This window comes from Helicobacter pylori, from assembly GCF_017594925.1.
Classification (GTDB): Bacteria; Campylobacterota; Campylobacteria; order Campylobacterales; family Helicobacteraceae; genus Helicobacter; species Helicobacter pylori_DP.
Window position 1 is genome coordinate 1 of record NZ_JAALNT010000001.1, and the last position, 18,819, is coordinate 18,819.

Here is an 18,819-nt window from a genome sequence, read left to right on the forward strand (position 1 = left end):
CCAATACTTATAGCTTTTAGCCCCCGGGCTATAGTATCGTTTAGCCTTATCCATTTGGCGCTCAAAAGAAAACAGCACGTCTTTAGCGCTAAACTCTACTTTTTTATTCCAATATTTCGTCTGGTGGAAATAAACCCCTTTGCGTAAATGAAAGGTATATACAAGACCATCTGGGGATATTTCCCAACTCGTCGCTAAGGCTGGTTCAATTTCTGTGGTGCCGTATTTGAATTGCACGAGCGTGTCATAAATATTGCCCGTCGCCACATAGCTTTCGCCATCAGTCACTAAGGCCGGATCCATGCTCGAGCCATCAGCGCCTCTTGCAAAAACCAAAACGCCTCCAAAACGCTTTTGTTCTTCAACAGAAATATTGGACGGATTAAGAGTGGCGTTTGGGCTTTCTGAAGCTTTCAAAAAAGACCCAAACAATAAAAGAAAAAAAAACAAACCCTTAACAAAAACATTATTCATAAGCCAATCTCCACAACAAATTCTATAAAAGGATAGAGATCTAAATTATAAATATTTTATGGTGTTTATAGGCGTTTAACAAACACCCAAAGGTTTAATTAACCTTTAAAGGTTACCCTACTCCCCAAAATTTTGACTAACCACAGAAACCTTTTTGCGGCTTCTGTCTTTATGCTCAAACTTCACAACGCCATCTATGAGCGCGTATAAGGTATGGTCTTTCCCCATGCCTACATTATTACCGGGATGGATTTTAGTGCCTCTTTGGCGCACGATAATATTCCCTGCTCTCACAAATTCTGAGCCAAATTTTTTCACGCCTAAGCGTCTTCCTGCAGAATCTCTGTTATTCTGCGTACTCCCTTGACCTTTCTTGTGTGCCATTGTTTAATACTCCTTTATGCTACAATTTTAGTGATTCTCACACGAGTGAAATCTCTTCTAAAACCACGCTTGGTTTTGCTGTCTTTTCGGCGGCGTTTTTTGAAAGTGATGACTTTTTTGCCACGCCCTTCATTGATCACTTCCGCTTCAATTTTAGCCCCATTCACAAAGGGTTTCCCAAAAGAGAGTTTGCCCTCTTTGGATACGGCTAACACTTCCACTAATTCCACTAAAGCCTTAGGCTCTTTATTCATTTTATCCAGTAAAACAATATCGCCTTCAACGACTTTATATTGCTTACCGCCATGCTTGAATATTGCGTATGACATTTCTATTCCTTAAAAATTGAACGCTCTTTTTAAAATAAACGCTTATTATAGTGAGTATTTGCTAAAATTTAACTTTAAATTTAGTTTAAATTCACATTAAAAGAATTTTTTTACTCAAAAACACCCCATTTAACCCGCCATTATTCCTCCGCATTGCCCCACTCAAACCACTCATGAATTGTTATTGACTTGTTTTGGAATACTTTTAGCTTGTTTATTAAAAAACCAATAAGGATTTGATCATGCGCGTTACCTTTGGCTCTAAATACAACCAAATGAATCACTACCAAAACGCTTTACAAAATAAAATCAATGACGCTAACACGCAGATCGCTTCAGGGCTAAAAATCCGTTATGGTTATCAAAACAGCGACATTAACAACCAGAATTTAAAATTCCAATACGAAGAAAACACCTTGGATCAAGGCATTGATGTGGCTCAAAACGCTTACACTTCAACGCTCAATACCGACAAAGCTTTGCAAGAATTTTCTAAAACGATGGAGGCGTTTAAAACCAAACTCATCCAATCCGCTAACGATGTGCATTCAGAAACTTCTCGCGCCGCTATCGCTAACGATTTAGAACGCTTGAGGGAGCATATGATAAATGTTGCTAACACTTCTATAGGGGGGGAATTTTTATTTGGGGGCAGTAAGGTGGATAGACCTCCCATTGATAGCGAGGGGAAATACCATGGCAATGGCGAAGATTTAAACGCGCTTATTAGCTCTGATAACCTTGTGCCTTATAATATCAGCGGGCAAGATTTGTTTTTAGGCGCGGATAAAGACAAACACAAACTCATCACCACCAACATTAAATTACTCAATCAAAACAAGCTCCACCCTGATGTGATGGACGCTTTAGAGCATTCTTCATTGCCTGAAGAAGTTTTTATTAAACCCAGCGATACCTTGCGAGAACTCATCGGCGATAACGATAAAGATCCCACCAACGACCCTAAAGAGTTTTTTTATTTGCAGGGCGTTAGGCCTGATGGTTCTAGTTTTAAAGAAAAATTCGTGCTCTCTAAAGCCTACCAAAACAAAGAAAGCGCGACTAAAGTGAGCGATTTGTTGGATAAAATCGCTCACGCTTATGGGAACACTTCGCAAAATAAAGTCGTGGATGTGAGTTTGAATAATTGGGGGCAAATTGAGATCAAAAACCTAACGCCTGGCAGTGAAAATTTGGATTTTCATTTGATTTCTAGCGATGGGGATTTTGATGATTTAGACGCTTTGCGTTCGAGCGGCAAAAGGGTTACTGAATATGTCAAAAGCGCGTTTGTAACGGATAGGAGTTTGAGCCAAGTTAAAGCGGTGCCTAACATGTATAATCCTAAAACGCTTGAAATCCCTAGCGTGTTTGTAACTAAAGACAATGTTTTAGCCAACAAAAACACTAAATTGAGTGAGATTTTTGGCGATAGCGTGAAAACTTTAAAAATCAACGCCAGCCGTTTGGACGATGAAAGCCTTATTAAAATCCCAAACCTCCCTGTTTATTTGGACATTCCCATTCTTTTAGACGTGAAAAATTCTACGATTAAAGATTTGAAAGATGCGATTAAAGAACGCTTTAATAATGAAGTGGATGTGGAAATTGAAACAAACGGGCGTTTGAGGATTATTGACAATTCTTCTAAAGAATCGCCTATTTCTTTGGCTTTAAGCACCCTAGATCAAAAAGGGCTGGAAGTGGCCGGCATTCCTACCAATAACGCGAGCGAATACCAAAAAACCTATTTCAATAAAGAAGGGGCAAAATTAGAAAGTAATGTCGCTCAAATCGCTCAAAATGGTGCGGCTAATGGCTCTACTAAACTGAGTGAGGTCGCTAAGGGGAGTTTAGAAAATAGCGTTTTTAACATGAAATTAAACGATGTGAATGGTTCGTTTTTAGAAGCGCAAATGATCTTGGATAATAATGGGGCTTTTTTGAGTTTGCCTAATGGCATTAAAATCCCGCTTTATGACCCCACAAGCGCTGATATTCAAGCTTCTAAACCCAATGAAGTAACTTACAGGCAGCTTATGGATGCGATGAGTATCGCGCTCAATTACAGCAATACTGACCCTGCAATCTACCAACAAATCAGCGATAACCCCACTTCCAAAGAAAGCAAGGAGTGCTTTATTGGATTGTTAAAACAAGCTAAAGACAACCTTTCTATTAATTTGAATGAAGAGGGAAAAGTCATTATCCAAGACAACATGCATTCAAACACCAAAATGCAGTTCATGCTTTTTGATAAAGACGCGAATGATTTTTCTCAAAACGCCTTGCACAGCGACAAACCAAGCCTTAAATTAAACGCTAATAACGCTCTCATTATTGACAAGCCCAGCGTGAATTTTTTTAATCAATTAGAAAATACCATCGCTTCTGTAAGAAAAGGGATTTATCGCCCGGACGCTTTAGGGGATACTTACTCTAGCGATATGCGTAATTTAGGCATTCAAAACGGCATCACCCTTATAGATCACTTGAGCGATCACATAGAAAAAATGATCGCTAAAAACGGCTCTCATGGTAAAGCGTTTGAAAACATTATCAGGCGTAATGAAGTTTTAAAAACGCAAGTTCAAAGCATTCGTGGGGAAACGACCGGCACAGATATGGCAGAAACTTACAACAAATTTTCCAATCTCACTAACAATTATAACGCTGTTCTGGCTTCCACGAACAAAATCAATAATTTGTCTTTAACGAAATATTTGTAACCTTTTGGTGGTTTTTAAGCGTTTTATTGAAGAGAAAAATAAATTAAAGGCTTTGTTCTATTAAGCATAAACAAGCCTTATAATGGGATTTTGGTTATTTTGCTTTAAGCTCATTTTCTTAAGGGGATAGGGGGTATTTTGAATACCTCCTCTACAGCTCCCAACTAAAGCTCCTAGCTCCAAAAGAACGCATTACAAGAAAATACCGCCCAACTAGCGTCAAGCTTTTTTATATTTATATTGTAATAAAATATATTGTAAAAAACGCCTTTTAGTATTTTTTAAATTTTTACCCTCTTATCGCTTTAAGGCATCTGCAAAAACCCCCCTCCTTTTGCCCTTCATTTCGTGGGCAAATCGCCTACAGGACAAGCGGCCACGCCCACGCTTGGGCGAGTGAATTTTTCTACATTTTCTTGAGCTTTTTTGGGGTCATTAACCCAAGTTTTATAGAACTCAAAAGGGCATTCCGCCACACCCTTATCCCCATCGCCACTAGCAAAAACCCCACTATAACCTCTGTGTAAGAGTTTGAAGAGTTGGTTTTGGCTTTGGTCGTATTTTCTCGCATCACGGATTTGTTGCACGGAAAGTTGAGCGTATTGAAGACCATTTTCTTCTTCCCCGCATTCGCCCAAAGTATGCCCGTCAAAACCAATAATGCTAGAATGCCCGAAATAGGAATACACCCCATCAAAGCCGGTCGCATTCGCTACCGCTACATAACATTGATTAGCCCACGCCATAGCTTTCACTATCGCAATTTGTTGCTCCTTAGCCGGATACATGTAACCTTGACAGCGTACAATGAGTTCTGCCCCACGCATCGCGCAATCGCGCCAAATTTCAGGGTAGTTCCCATCATCGCAAATAATCAAAGAAACTTTCAAGCCCTTAGGCCCATCAACCACATAAGTTTTATCCCCAGGATACCAGCATTCAATAGGGCACCAAGGCAAGATTTTGCGGTATTTTTGCACGATCTCACCCTTATCATTGACAAGAATCAAAGTATTATAGGGATTCTTTTTAGCCTGCTCGTGTTTTTCCCCAGTTAAAGAGAACACTCCCCAAACCTTGTTTTTCTTACAAGCCTCAGCAAAGATCGCAGTTTCTTCTCCAGGAACGCTTGCGGCTGTGTCAAACATTTCTTGTCTGTCATACATGATCCCATGCGTGCTGTATTCGGGGAAGATAATCAGATCCAATCCGGGCAAACCTTGTTTGACCCCACCGATCACCTTAGCGATATTGCGACAATTTTCCAACACTTGTTCTTTAGTGTGGAGTCTAGGCATCTTATAATTAACTACCGCTACACCCACAGTATCGGGGCTGCTACTAATATCTCCATGTCTCATATTATGTTCCTTGTTTTTTGATGAGAGTTCCTACAAACCCTCTACTTGAATTTATAAAATAATTGTGTAAATGGATCTATAATGAATATAAAAACTTTAATCATTATGATTATTGTGGGCGAGTTTTAACTTTTTTGCTCCATTGGGTAACCTATTATTCCCACCTCCACTAAGCCGTATAAAGCATTAATGCAATAGATTTTAGCCGCTCTTTGCAAGTCTTGCAATTTTAAAGGGGCATGCTCAACAAGACCCTTTTTTAACAATCCCATAACACCCGTCCCGTTTAACGCGCCCGCGCTAAAATAAGGGGTTAAAAGCCTGTTATGGATTTCTAAAACAAGATTGCTCCTAGCGCCCTCAGTGAGTTCCAAATCCTGGTTATAAAAGATTTCATCAAACATAACGCCTTTTTTAATGAGCGCTCGAGCCTTTTGATAAAAAGGGGCGTAAGTGGTCTTATGGTATAAAAAATCATTGTGTTTATCAATGGGGGCTTCACTCAAACGGATTTCTAGGCTTTTTAAAGGCTCTAAGGTTCTGTATTCTTTAATGAGCTTGCCTTTTTTGTTGAGTAAAACCCTTAAAACCCCTTCTTTTTCCAATTCAAAGTCTAAAAGATTGTCATCGTATTTAAAGTTAAAATATTGAGCGCTACTAATAAGGCGTTCTTTATGGGCGTTTTTATTGTTAATCTCTAATTTTTGATCCCTTTTGATAATTTTCATCGTCTCTATAATCTCAAATTCTATTTTAGGCATCACAAAAAAGCTTTTTAAAAAGCTCTCTTCATATTCTTTTAGCGCTTTACTTTGATAAGTTACCCCACTCCCTACCCCCAAATGCAAAAAATCTTCGCATGCTCTTTTTTCTAAAGTGCGGATAGGCACGCTAAAAAGGGCTTTTTTTCCTTCAACCATGCCTATCGCCCCGCAATACACCCCCCTAGGGCGTTTCTCTAAATATTCAATGATTTGCATGGTTTTGATTTTAGGGCATCCGGTCACCGATCCGCAAGGGAACAACGCCTTAAAAATCTCAAACAAGCTTGTTTTTAGGGGCAATTGAGCTTCAATCTCGCTTATCATTTGATACACGCTCGGCAAGCTGATGATTTCAAACAATTGATTGACTTTCACGCTATTTTTTAAGGCCAAGCGGCTCAAATCGTTACGCAATAAATCCACGATCATCACATTTTCGCTTCTGTTTTTGTCATCATTTTGCAAAAACAATCGGTTTTTTTCATCTATTAAGGGGTTGTTTGAGCGAATGATCGTGCCTTTCATGGGTTTTGTAATAATCTTAATCGCTGTGTCCAAAAACTCTAATTCAAAAAACAATTCCGGCGAAAAGCTTAAAACACTCCCAAACTCATTTTCTATCAAAGCCTTAAAAGGCGTGTTTTGGTTGTGTATCACTTCCTTAAAAACGCGCTTTGGTTTGGCTTTAGTGTCTAAAAATAAATCCATCGTGAGATTCACTTGATAGGTATCGCCGTTTTTTAAATGTTCTTTAACGGCCTTAAACTGCTTGAAATAAGTTTCTTGATCTAAAGAGCTGTGGATTTTAGGGTAAAACGCATGCTCTTTTAAAGGCTCTAAAGAGTATTTTTTTCTTTCTAAAAATTGTTCAAAATACAAAAAAGGGGTTTGGCTTTGAAAATTTTCATCTAAAAACGCTAAACGCGCTTCATACAAAAGATACCCCACAAAATACCCCTTCCCCCTATTTTGAGAGATGAAATCCAGGGCGTTTTTAAGCTCGTTAAGATTGGTAGCTGTGAGTTTTTTAACGCTTTTTTGATATTTAAAATCCCCAAAAATCATTTAATTTCTAGCGACGGCTTCGTATTTGTCTATCAAAAACACCGGGTTATAGCTCATTTTAGACCTTCTTAAGCCCTCTAATCCCAGATCTTCTTCTCTGTTAGCGTAAGTTAGATGGCTAAATTCATTCAAAAGCAATTGCTGGTTGATGATTTGATACGCGCCTGCAATATCTGTGCGGGCTTTTTCAATGTGGATGAGCGCGCTCTCTTCGTTTAAAACTTCTCCAAAACTAAACGAGACTATTTCTCCATTAACCCTAACAAGCCCCCCTTTCACATCCAAGCTTTCATAATTTTCTAACACGCTTTGAATGCCCTTATTTTCATTGATTAGCCCTATATCATCGGTTTGGCTTTCTAAAAACCACGCTTGAGAAGCTTCTAAAACTTCCTTTTTATTTTGAGAAGAAATTTTTTCATAAACAAAATTTGTGCAATTAGTTAAAAACTGGTTTAGGTGGTTTTTTTTCTTATGGTATTTTTTCCCTTTGAGCGCGATTAGTTCTTCAATAGAATAAACATAATCGCTCCTGTCTCGGTTGTAAGTGAAATCAAACACCCCTACAAAATTGTCTTTCAAATCGTCTTTTTGCTCTAAAGTCAAAGAGTGGAATCTTAAATTTTTTTCTAATTTCAAAAGCTCTTTCACGCATTCATGCGGCCTCTTACCGATAGGATAGAAATAAAAGGGTTTTTGATTTTCATAAGTGGTTTGAATCACCAAACAATCCCTAATCACCGCCACTTGAATGAGCCTTGCGTGCTGCCATAAGAAGCAATTGGTAAAACTCACATCCGATAAAACGATTTTTTGAGTTTGTAAAAACCTTGAAAACAAGTCCTTATGCGCTAGGGTAATTTTTTCAAACATGGCAACTCTCTTTTATTTCTTTAACTCTTTTAGGGCGTTTTCTTGAAATTTTCTAGAAATCTTAAAAACCTCTGCATAAAAACCCGTAAGAATTTCTCCATTCAAATGCTTGAAATCCCTTTGGCTGAGTCGTTTTAAAATTTCTTGTTCTCTTTTAGGGCAATAAATGGGGCTTTCTTGTTTGATAAGCGCGATTTTTAAAGCGATTTCTAAGCGTTTGTCTAAAAGATCGCTTAATTCATTATCCAACGCATCAATTTCAGCCCTTAAATTTTCTAAAAGACTATCCAAATTCTTTTGCATCTGATCAAACCCCTTTTAAGCCTTCTTCTTCTAACCGCCATAAATCTTCTAAAGCCTCTCTTTTTCTTATCACTCTGATTTTGTGATCTTCTAGGGCTAATTCTAGGAGTTTGGGGCGCGAATTGTATTGACTGGCCATGCTAGAGCCATAAGCCCCAACCTTCTCAATCGCTATTTTATCGCCTGGCTCTAATTCTGGCAAATGGACATCTTTTAAAAAAGTGTCGCTGCTCTCACACACAGGCCCTACCACATCGCAAGGCGAGATCTTACGCCCATTAGAGGGCGTTATGACCCTTATGGCATGCTTAGCATGATACAAACTGGGGCGTAAAAAATCATTCATACCCGCATCTACGATTACAAAGCGCTTGTTTTGAGCCTTTTTTTCATACAAAACCTGCGTGATCAATTCCCCACTCTCAGCCACGATGGATCGGCCCGGCTCACAAATAATGGTCAAATCCAAGCCTTGAAGCGCGTTTAAAATCCCTTGCACGTAATCATAAAGCTTAATCGTTTCTTCATTTTCATAGCTCACGCCAATGCCTCCGCCCACATCAAAAAAACGCAAATCTATCCCTAGCGCGATCAAAGATTTAGCGATTTTGGCCACCTTTTGGCTCGCTTCTATAATCGGCTCTAAATCTAAGAGCTGTGAGCCGATATGAAAATGCACGCTAACAGGCTCTAAAAACGCGCTTTTTTTAGCCCAAAGAAACATTTCTAAAGCTTCTTTTTCTCCCACGCCAAACTTATTTTCTTTCAAACCGGTAGAAATATAGGGGTGCGTTTTAGCGTCAATATTAGGGTTGATTCGAATGGAAATCCTGGCCTTTATCCCTAAAGATTGAGCGATTGTTTCAATCGTTGTTAATTCCATAAAACTTTCTACATTTAAAAATAAAATGTTGAGTTTTAGGGCTTGTTCTATTTCAAATCCGCTCTTACCCACCCCGCTAAACACGATCCTATAAGGCTTGATCCCGGCTTTTAAAGCCCTATGTATCTCACCTATGGAAACGCAATCCGCTCCACTCCCTAAATGCGCCAATAAAGAGAGGATACTCAAATTGGAATTCGCCTTTAAAGCGTAGCAAATCAAAGATTTACGCCCCTTAAACGCTTCTTTATAATTCAAAAAAGCCTGTTTGATCTTGTCAAAATCATAGAGGTAAAAAGGGGTTTTATAAGTTTGAAACAGCTCTTCATAATTAAACATGGAAAAACCTAACCATAAAATTTGAACGAAGCATTATAGCAAAAAAGCTAAAACGCCACTCGCATGCCCACATTCCCGGTTATATTAATATCCTGGTATTGCAAGCCCATCTTAAGCCCCACCCCCGCATTCACATACATCAAACGCCACAAATGCATTTCGCCCCCTGTAACCACGCTCGCAAAAGTGTTAAAAATTTCCCCCTTGCGATACAATAAAGTGTTTTCGCCCACAAAACGCACCATATTATCGCCTTTAGATTTGATCAAAAGATCCCTACCTAGTCTCGCCGTTACAAAATAATAGGAATTTTGACCAAAATATTTACGGCTCTCCAACCCCATGTTGAGCGTTAAAACCGATTCGTTAGAGGGGTTTGAATGCATGAGAAATTGTTTGTAAGCGGCATCATTCATTTTGCCTTTCATCCCGCTCAAGCCTATAAAATGATAGCTCAAGCCCACTTGAGGTTTTAGCACCACGCTTTTTTGTTTGAACATGAAATCATAGCCGTAATTCCCATTCACGCTCGTTGTCCAGGTGTTGTAGTTGTAGCGTTGGTTCAACACAGAGAGCAAAGAATTAGAAGAATTGATACTAGTTGCATTGCCTCCATAAGTTTCATTCGCGCTCAAAGTGAATTCGTTTCTTTTTAAAAAAGCCCTCGCATACATCCCCACATCCACATTATTACCCAAAGAACGCATGATGTTCCCATTAAAGCCGCTATAGCCATAAGCCACATAACCCCCAAGGATCACGTTTTTAACCAACCGATCATAGCCCACATTCAAGCCATAAAGCGTGCCATTGCCCCCAGAAATAAAGCTCGCTCCCCCAATCCCTTGAACCCAAAGGTTATTTTGGTGTTTGCTAAGTTGAGAGTGTTTGATAAAAACCTCTCCAGGGTTAGGATCGCTAAAACGCTTGTTTTTAAGCTCTAACAAAGAAAAATCAGACTCTCCCTCTCTAGTCCTAAAATCAGAGAGTTTTGTCAAACGGCTGGTTTGTTGGGTGTAACTCGCCAATTCTAAAAGATTGGTAGCGTTATCCCTAAAATTAGGGTTAGAAATCAAGCTTGCGGTGTTTTGAAGATCTTTTGTTGCACCTAAGATTTCATTCAAAGAGTGGTTTTCTAAATAAATCGGCGCAAAAAGTGGGTTTTCTTTCGTGTCCATCATCAATGTTGAAAGCCACTTGATAGCGTTATTCCCCCCTATCGCTTCAATTTGATTCAATGCGCTTTGCCCTTGAATGCCCGCAATGTAATCCTGTAAGGTGGGGGAGGTAAAATCCATGATCTTGTTGCCATAAGACATTTTAATCTGGTCATGAAGAACAGAAAGGCTTAAAATGTTGTTTGGAGAAGCGTTGTTTGAGTTAGGCAACGCTACGCTTAATAATAACCCCTTATCTTGTAATAAAACCCGTTGGCCCAAATAAGTCAATACGCCGTTTTTTTCCTCTATGTGGTTTCCGTTGATATTGATTAAGGTATAGAGCTTCAAATACGATTGCAAGCTGTTAGGGTTGATATTGTAATCAATGTAACGGCTGCTTTTTAATAAAGTGTAAGCCGTGTTATTCGCCATGCTGTTATTGACATTGATAAAAGGCGTTTGGGTGGTGTTGAGGTTAATGATCCCCTCTGCTTGAATGAGCGGATTTACAGGCGTTTGAGAATTTTCTAAATTGAAATTAATCGTTCCCAAATGATTCAAAGCCCCCCCTACTTCTAACCCATAAATCCCGGTGCTTAAGGAAGCGTTTGAAGCGATCACTAAATTTTGAAGCACCTCTATTTTTTGCGTGGCGTTGTTGTTAAACGCCCCTTGAATGTTTAAATTATTCGTTACAAAGCTAGCGTTGTTCTCTAACACCGCTTGATTAGAAATCGTGAGGTTGTTGGCTTGGAATTGAGCGTTATTGTAAAGATACAGGTTTTTAATGTTTGCAGAGCCTTTAATCTTTGAAAAATCAACCACCCCGTTAGCGTAAATACTGCCTGAGAAATTGAAATCATTCGCCGTAACCATCAAGCTCTCATCGTTATTGTTCAAGGCGATTGGCGCGTTATTTGACGCGTTATTAGAAGAAGCGTTATTTGCGCTTTGGGCGCTAAGCGCACAAGGGTTTGTAGCGTTAACTGCAGTTGGATCGCTTTGTTGCGCGCAACTAGCGTTGATAAAAAGATCGCCTTGAGACACAGAAACATTGTTACTACCGGCGTTAATCTTAAGGCCGTTGCTGGCATCAAGCGTGGTAATATTAATGTTAGAAACTTGATTAGACAATAATTGAAGCGTTCCAAAATGGTTAGTGAAAGCGATATGATTGTTTCCGGCAAAAATGAGCGAATTTCCTGCGTTAAAACTAAGCGTGCCTCCATTAGCGTTAGAGAAAGTGGAATTTTGCACAAAAACATTGCCTTGCGCGTTGAAACTAAAATCCCCTTTTTGCCACACTTGACTCAAGCCATAGGGAGCGAAAAGCCCCTTTTTACCAAGATTAGGGATCAAATCCCCCAAACCTTGTTCATAAATAGGCCCTAAGCCTTTAGCCGCTAGGACTTTGTCTAAAACGCTTTTAATCTGCTGGTTTTGCAGCAAGCTTTCTAAAGAATTGAGCGTGTCTTGGCCTAAAAATTCGCCAATCATTTGTTTGCCCAAAGCCACTACATCGTTTTTTAAAGCGTCGCTCGGTTTGACAATATCTTGCAGCATCACGCTGATGACTTGCCCTATATCGTTAGCGGAAATAAAGCCAGTGATCTGATTGAATAACCCTTTTTTACTCAATAAATCATTGATGGACATGCTCCCTATAAGCTTTTCAGGGTTTTGCAAATCAATGCCCCCTAGTCCGGCTAATCCCCCCACTAGCCCGGTCCAAAAGCCTAATTTTTGTCTGATCAAATCCTTAATCGCCGTGTTCAAACCGCTATCGTTCATGAGGTTATCAAAATTATTCTGCCCCAAAAGCTGGCTTAGGGTTTGATTTTTTTGTTCAGGCGTTAAATACCCCCCAATCACGCTATTACTCCCTAGCGTATTTACTATCAAATTCCCTAATCCCCCGGCTTTATTGATGGATTGCATTGCCACTTCGCCCAAAATATTAGCGAGCCCAGCTTGATTGAAAACCTTATTGATGCCCTCTTGGCCTAGCATGCTAAAAATCCCATCGGTTTGCGAGCTTACGATATTAGCTTGGTTGAGAATGAGCGAAGTTTGGCTGTTAAAAGTTACGCTAGCGCTCCCCCCAGTCCCCCATGCGTTCCCACTCCCTAAAGTGCCGGTAAGATAAATTTCTTTAGCGTTAAAAGTCGTGTCAATATAGCCCAAATCAGCCGAGCTAGACTCCAAAAGCTGCCCTAAATAAGTGCCTCTAAATTTTTGGCACACAATATCGGTGTAATCGCAAGGCTTTTGATAGCCCAAGCCCCCAAAAACCACCGCGCTATTGGTGTCTGTTTGCCCTATTTTAGTCGCTCCTATAATCAAAGTGCTGTTATTGAAATTTTGCACGACCGAATTGTTTGCGTTATCAATAAACTCGTTAATGTTTTTCCAGTCGTCAGGCGTGATGAGTTTGGTAAGCTGGTTTAGCGCATCGCCTTTTAAATCGCTCAAACCTGAAAGCGAAAAATCATTCCCTAATATCTTTTTGATTTCAGGGTAGAGTTTGAGCGCCATTTGGCCTAACGCTTTGATATTATTGAAATTATAGCCTTTGTTATAGATGTGTAACGCGCTAATAGGGTTGCCTTGCGCGTCATAGGTTTGCGAAATAATAGAAGATTCAGAGCTTAAATTATTGTTTTTTGTGGTGTTATTACTACCACTGGCTTGATAGGATTGGTTGGGGTTGTAATAGCCTTTCACATTGCTAGTGAGGTAAAACACGCCTTGTGCATCATCGCTATAAGAATACACGCCATTAGCGTTGTTATAAACTTTTTGGTAGTTAAAGATTTCAGAGCTAATGTTATAGAGCGTGTTTTTAATGCCCGGGATTTGAGAGAGCGTAACGCTCAGTTGGTTGTCTTTAAAGCTCTCGGTGATTTTTAGGGCGTTATTAAGGGGGTTAGTGAAACTATAAGTTTGGTTTTTAGCATCATAAATCCCGTCATTGATGCGCATGCCAAAGAAGCTGATACGCTCATACCAATTACTATTCATGTCCGCTTGAATGATGTTATACACACGATTTTTATTATCGTTTAGATCGCTTAGTAAATCAATGTTAGCGATATTCAAACTCCCTTGATCGCCAAAAACAAGCTGGCTGTTTTTCAAATCCAGCACGCTGCTGTTGTTAGGGGTTAAGAGGTTGCCTCCCAAACTCAAGGGCGCTTTAACATCAAGGGCTTGATGGAAAGTGATGGGGCTTTGAGAAAAAGCGTTATCATAGAAATTAAACGCCGTGTTAGAGGTGATAGCGCTAGAGCCTTGAAAATCTAAAGAAGAGTTATTGCTTAAATTAAACTGCCCTCCTAAAGAGACCGCTCCTTTAAACACGATAGAGGAATTACTCAAACTCGTAGTAATATTCGCTGAATTGAAATTGGTTGTCCCATTAAAATTGATATGAGCGTTATTACTCGCAATCAAGCTCGCATAATCGTTGATCGTGGCGTTATTGGAAACATTAATCGTGCTTTGGTTGAGGTTGAGCGAGCTAGTGTCGTTCACATTCAAATCGCCTTGAAGCTCCAAGGTTGAATGGTTGCTCGTATTGATAGAGGCGTTTTGAGAAAGATTGATCGCACTAGCTTTAATGCTGCTTGTCCCCACTGAAACGCTTAAATTGGAATTGTCAAACGACACGCTATTAGCTGAAATTTGATACAAACCAGAGCTTAAATTAGAGCTGTTGGTGAAACTGATCGCATTAGTGGCATTGAATTTAAAAACAGATTGCGTTTGCCCCACATAGCCCCTAAAAGAGCTGTTAGAAAAATCCAGATTCAAAGCGTTGAAACTAAAATTAGGGTTGCCTTTATTTTGCGCGGTATCGTCTATAAAATAGGAGTTTTGAGCTTGAATGTTCGCGCTGTTAGAGGTAAAATTCATAGACGAGCTTTGCGTGCCAGCGGTGCGGTTATACAAAGTCGCGTTCGTTAAAAGAATGCCTTGAAGCCCGTTAAAATTAAGGTTCGCGCCCCCACCGCTAGAAATGCGATTCCCGCTTTCAATACTGCCGGTGATGTAAATCTTTTGCGCTTCATAATGCCCTGTGATAAAGCCTATGCATTGCAAATTCCAGCAATGCCCGCTCGCATCATTACTCCCTGCTCCCTTATTGTCCCCAAAGCGAATGATTGCATTAGACTGCGGCGCATCGCTTAAGCTCGTCCATATGCTTTTAGCCCCAAAAACGATCGCGCTGTTTTGCCCGGTGAACGTTTGAGAAAATTCCGCCTTAGTTAATAAAGTTTTCCCGCTCGCATAAAAATCAATGCTGTTGTCGTAATAGTAAATGGTGTTGTTTGCATTCCCTAAATTATTGTTATAGCTATTAGGCATGTAGGTCATAAAACCGAGAGCGTTTTGATAATATAAGTGATCCGATTTTTCCATATCCACATAATCAAACACCATGTTAACGCCCAAACGCCGGATAGAAATGCTGTTTTGTGAAAAAACCTCTTGGAAATTGTAGGTTTGGTTATTGAAAGAATACACCACATCATAAACGCCATTACCCACGCTAGAGACGAGCTTTTCACTGCTTGCCCCATGCCCTTGGTAGTTGATGAGCTGCCATAGATTTTTACTGAAAGCGTTGTTGTAATCAATCTCTTTAGAAGAGCTTACAAGGGTGATAGGGTTGCCATTTGTGATAGCCTGATCAATATTGATAACCGAATGAGCGCTAAAAGTAATTGTCCCATCGCCAAAAGACAAAGGAGCGTTTAAATTTTTTAAAGTGATGTTATTGAGAGTAACCTGCCCTTTCACGCTCGTGTTTGTGGGGCTATTAAAAACCACATTATCAAAGGTTGCATTCCCTGCAACATTAACAGAGCCGGTATTATTAAAATTAGCGGTATTTTGAGAGCCATTAGTAGAGTTCCCAAAAACAGCGTTCCCGGCGATTTGCAGGTTTGAATTAGCGTTAGTGAAATCCCCCACAAACGAAGTGGTCGCGCTAGAATTATTGAAATTAAAAGAAGCGCTGTTGTTAAAGTTAGCGTTATTGAACGAAGCGTTTTTTGCGCCAATCTCAAACGAACCGCTATTGAACTGGTTGTTATTTAAAAAATTCAAGCTATCGCCGCTGAATTGGTAACTCCCTCCATTAAAGTTGGTGTTTTCAAAAACCGCTTGCCCTGCATTGAAAATGAATTTCCCGTCTTTGGCTTGGTTAGTGAAAGTTGCGCCATACACTGAAAGTTTGCCATTAGCGTTTAATCCATTCAAATTCTGCGAATTGTCCATGCTTTGCGTGGAAAAAGTCATAGAGCTTGAATAGATTCCGGCGTTATGTTGCGTGATGGTAGCGTTAGCGATATTGATGCTATCTACCCCATTAAAGACCAGATTAGCTGTCCCACCCGTGCCTATACGATTGCCAGAACGCAGATTCGCTGTGATATACACATGATAAGCGCTATAAGTGCCGTTAGTCGTGCCTGTGCATTGGTAATAGGGCCAAGGCCCGCAATGCCCATTAAGAGCGCTCCCTGAAGTGTCCCCAAAAGACACCGTGTCACTAGAAGAAACGCTATTTCCAGTCCATGTTGAGTTATACCCGATCACCAGATTACTACCACTAGCGCTAAAGGTTTGTTTAAACGAGTTAGTATAGCTCCCCCATATTTGAACGCTCGGCAAGTAATAAGTCCCGCTCTCTGTAAAATTTTGGGATTTGGGGATGTAATATTTATGATCATACCAAGGCATGTCAGCATTAATATAATTTGAAGCGGATAAGTCAAATTTGGAGCCGTTAATGACAGGGGGTGGCGTGTAAGTCCCGCTCTCTAAAGCCTGGATAATGATGGAATTAGGGCCAAAAGTTTCTTGCAGTTTGTAGATAGTATCCCCTATTTTGTAGCCCACTTGATAGACTTGCGTAGAGTTTGTAGAGGATTTAGAGGGCGAAGAGTCAGCGGGTTTAGAGGTTGTAGCGTTTTCATTCAAAAGCTGTCCGGTAACCCCATTGTAAGTGATCATATCCCACAAACCTTGAGCGAAACTTTGCGGCCTTGAAGAGCTTTCGTTCGTTTTTAAGGCGCTTGTCAAGCTGTTGAGTGCATGGTTTAAAAGATGATTATAAGTGATCCCACCGCTAGAATTTAAAATCGTTACGCTCTTCTCACTGCCTAAACTTGTGAGGTTGAAAATCGTCCCTTGAGCGAGAGTGATTTTAGAACTCCCAAAATCAAGGGTTGTGCCATTTTTCAAGTCATTCTTACCGCTTAAAGTAACGCCACCACTAATGGTCATGTTGTTTGTATCAACAGGAGTGTTGAATGTCGTGTTATTAAAACTCGCACCCTCATTAATGGTGATTTTACCGGTATTGTTAAAAGTGGCGTTATCAAACGAAGCGTTTTGCATCGTCAATTGCTGGTTTGAATTGTTAAAGGCTTGCTCAAAAGTCGCAGAACCCTTAAGAGTGGTAGCGTTACCGCTAAAAGAGCTGTTTTCAAACAGAATTTGGGGGTGCTGAGCGCTGTTAGCTGGATTAGTTTGGTTGTTAAAAGTAAAAGTCCCCCCATTAAAGGAGCTGTTTTGGAAAGTGGCTTGATTCTCAAAAGTGTATGTGGCGTTACTAAACGAAGCGCCATTAAAAGAGCTTGTGCCTTTAAAATTAAAACTACCGCTATTAAAAGCGGTATTATTGGTAGTGCTAAATCCTTTATTGAAAGTGAATGCCCCCCCATTCCATTTCGCCCCGCTAAAAGTGGCGTTCTCTTCAAAAGTGAAACTGCCGCTTGCGTTACTAAAGGTCGTGTTAGTAGCGTTAGTCGTGCCTTTAAAAGAATAGCTAGGCCCAGAAGTGGAGCAATTAGCCCCTATCCCAACACTAACTGAAGAACTGCAAGTATCCCCACTTAAAGAAACCGAATTAATGGTAATGGCGCTGTTAGCATTGCCTATATTCACTTGCGAAGTTTTATACGCGTTGATATTGGAATTGACATTGACTTTATTAGCGTTCAAGTTTAAAGTGGCTGTGCCGGTGTGCGTGCCCGCTCCCGATCCCACACGATTGCCCACTTCCACGCTGTTATTCACATTGATAGTCCCAGCGCTAAAAGTAACATTAGTATGCCCATTAGGATACCAAGAAGTGAAACTATTCCCACTATTCGCACCTAGATTAAAAGTAGCGTTACTGCCTAATTCAATGTCTAAATTCCCCCCATTATTTTCCCCTCCGGTGTAGTTATACAGACCGCTTAAAAAATAAGTGCCGTTATCATTTTTTAAATTGGCTGTGATGTCTTGGTTGTTTTGAGAGTGGTAGTAGTTAGCCGCATTACCCCCTGCCCAAGTTTTTGTGATGAGTTGGTTTCCTGTGAATTGTTGGGTTTTTTCCTCCCATTTATCACAACGCCATAAAGCATACCATGGATGATGCACGCATACCTTTTGGCTTTTTTCCCCCCAACTAAGCCCCAAAATATCCGTTCCATCCGCATACGCCCCACTAGCAAACCCACTGATGAGTAAAGGCATAAGCCATAAAGGACGCTTCAAGATGATTTTTTGCGATCGTTTTATACTTTTTAATTTCTTTTTAAACTTTTTCATTAAAACGCTACCTTCTCATTTCCTAGATGGTAGCCAAAAACTCTCTCATTTGATTAAATCAAAGGGACTAAAGCGCATTTTTCCCAAACAAGCGCAAGAAAAACAAAGCGCACACCAGCACAAACAATTCCTTAAACAGCCATTCGCTTTGAGCGTGCGAGCGGGCAAATTCAGCGCTTTGAAGCACAACTTCGCCCACTTTTTGAGCGTTTAAAATATAAGGCGTGTAATAAAAAACAAAGAGCAAACACAACGCCCCTATCGCTACGCCAAGGATCAAATACACTAACGATCTTTTAGAGTAGATAAATGAAATGATTTCATAAAGTAACACCACAAAACCGATTGCGCCCAAAAGATAGTTGAAACGCACAAAGATTTGCGCCATGAGTTTCCCGCTCTCAAACAAAGTCAAATTAAACTCAGGCAAAATGCTTGGGGCTTTGAAAACAATGGGTGCGACCATCATCCCTAAAGTGATCAAAGAGCCGCCCAAAATGCCTAAAAGAAGCAAATACACCCCCAAACCAAATTTTTTCATCTTCCA

The 18,819-nt window shown here is 40.2% G+C and carries 11 protein-coding genes and 1 pseudogene; 1 reads left to right on the forward strand and 11 read right to left on the reverse strand.

Annotated elements, in window-relative coordinates; translation table 11 throughout:
• The 4 genes and pseudogenes from G6069_RS00005 to G6069_RS07885 all read right to left on the reverse strand — a co-directional run.
• Positions 1-474 (reverse strand): ABC transporter substrate-binding protein (locus tag G6069_RS00005; RefSeq protein ID WP_231627779.1); only part of this gene is annotated, 474 nt, incomplete at its 3' end.
• Positions 475-591: 117 nt separating this feature from the next.
• The gene (rpmA, locus tag G6069_RS00010; RefSeq protein ID WP_000940607.1) at positions 592-858 is read right to left on the reverse strand and encodes a 50S ribosomal protein L27; all 267 of its coding nucleotides are present in this window, start codon (positions 856-858) and stop codon (positions 592-594) included.
• A gap of 14 nt (positions 859-872) precedes the next feature.
• Entirely contained in the window at positions 873-1,187 is a 315-nt protein-coding gene (rplU, locus tag G6069_RS00015) for a 50S ribosomal protein L21 (protein WP_000119333.1), read from the reverse strand.
• A gap of 91 nt (positions 1,188-1,278) precedes the next feature.
• A pseudogene (locus tag G6069_RS07885) lies at positions 1,279-1,471 on the reverse strand (hypothetical protein).
• Here G6069_RS07885 and flgL point away from each other — a divergent pair.
• Positions 1,430-3,916 carry a flagellar hook-associated protein FlgL gene (gene flgL / locus G6069_RS00020; RefSeq protein WP_197292981.1) on the forward strand — a complete coding sequence of 829 codons (2,487 nt, stop codon included), beginning with the start codon at positions 1,430-1,432 and terminating at the stop codon, positions 3,914-3,916. The pseudogene G6069_RS07885 and the gene flgL overlap by 42 nt on opposite strands.
• Before the next feature lie 341 nt (positions 3,917-4,257).
• Here flgL and G6069_RS00025 read toward each other — a convergent pair whose 3' ends face one another.
• From G6069_RS00025 to G6069_RS00055, 7 genes are all read right to left on the reverse strand, one after another.
• On the reverse strand, positions 4,258-5,277 hold the full coding sequence (locus G6069_RS00025; protein WP_001215709.1) for an aliphatic amidase: 1,020 nt from the start codon (positions 5,275-5,277) through the stop codon (positions 4,258-4,260).
• A gap of 125 nt (positions 5,278-5,402) precedes the next feature.
• Positions 5,403-7,106: a bifunctional chorismate-binding protein/class IV aminotransferase gene (locus G6069_RS00030; protein ID WP_197292982.1), complete on the reverse strand. Its 1,704-nt coding sequence runs from the start codon at positions 7,104-7,106 to the stop codon at positions 5,403-5,405.
• Complete coding sequence (locus G6069_RS00035) at positions 7,107-7,979, reverse strand: DUF2156 domain-containing protein (RefSeq protein WP_197292983.1); 873 nt, start codon at positions 7,977-7,979, stop codon at positions 7,107-7,109.
• 12 nt (positions 7,980-7,991) lie between these two features.
• Positions 7,992-8,282, reverse strand: a complete 291-nt coding sequence (locus tag G6069_RS00040; RefSeq protein ID WP_001171375.1) for a chorismate mutase — start codon at positions 8,280-8,282, stop codon at positions 7,992-7,994.
• Between the two features lie 4 nt (positions 8,283-8,286).
• Positions 8,287-9,504 carry a diaminopimelate decarboxylase gene (gene lysA / locus G6069_RS00045; RefSeq protein WP_197292984.1) on the reverse strand — a complete coding sequence of 406 codons (1,218 nt, stop codon included), beginning with the start codon at positions 9,502-9,504 and terminating at the stop codon, positions 8,287-8,289.
• 47 nt (positions 9,505-9,551) lie between these two features.
• Complete coding sequence (imaA, locus tag G6069_RS00050; protein WP_197292985.1) at positions 9,552-18,272, reverse strand: immunomodulatory autotransporter protein ImaA; 8,721 nt, start codon at positions 18,270-18,272, stop codon at positions 9,552-9,554.
• Between the two features lie 67 nt (positions 18,273-18,339).
• Complete coding sequence (locus G6069_RS00055; protein WP_197292986.1) at positions 18,340-18,813, reverse strand: DUF4149 domain-containing protein; 474 nt, start codon at positions 18,811-18,813, stop codon at positions 18,340-18,342.
• Between the last annotated feature and the right edge of the window lie 6 nt (positions 18,814-18,819).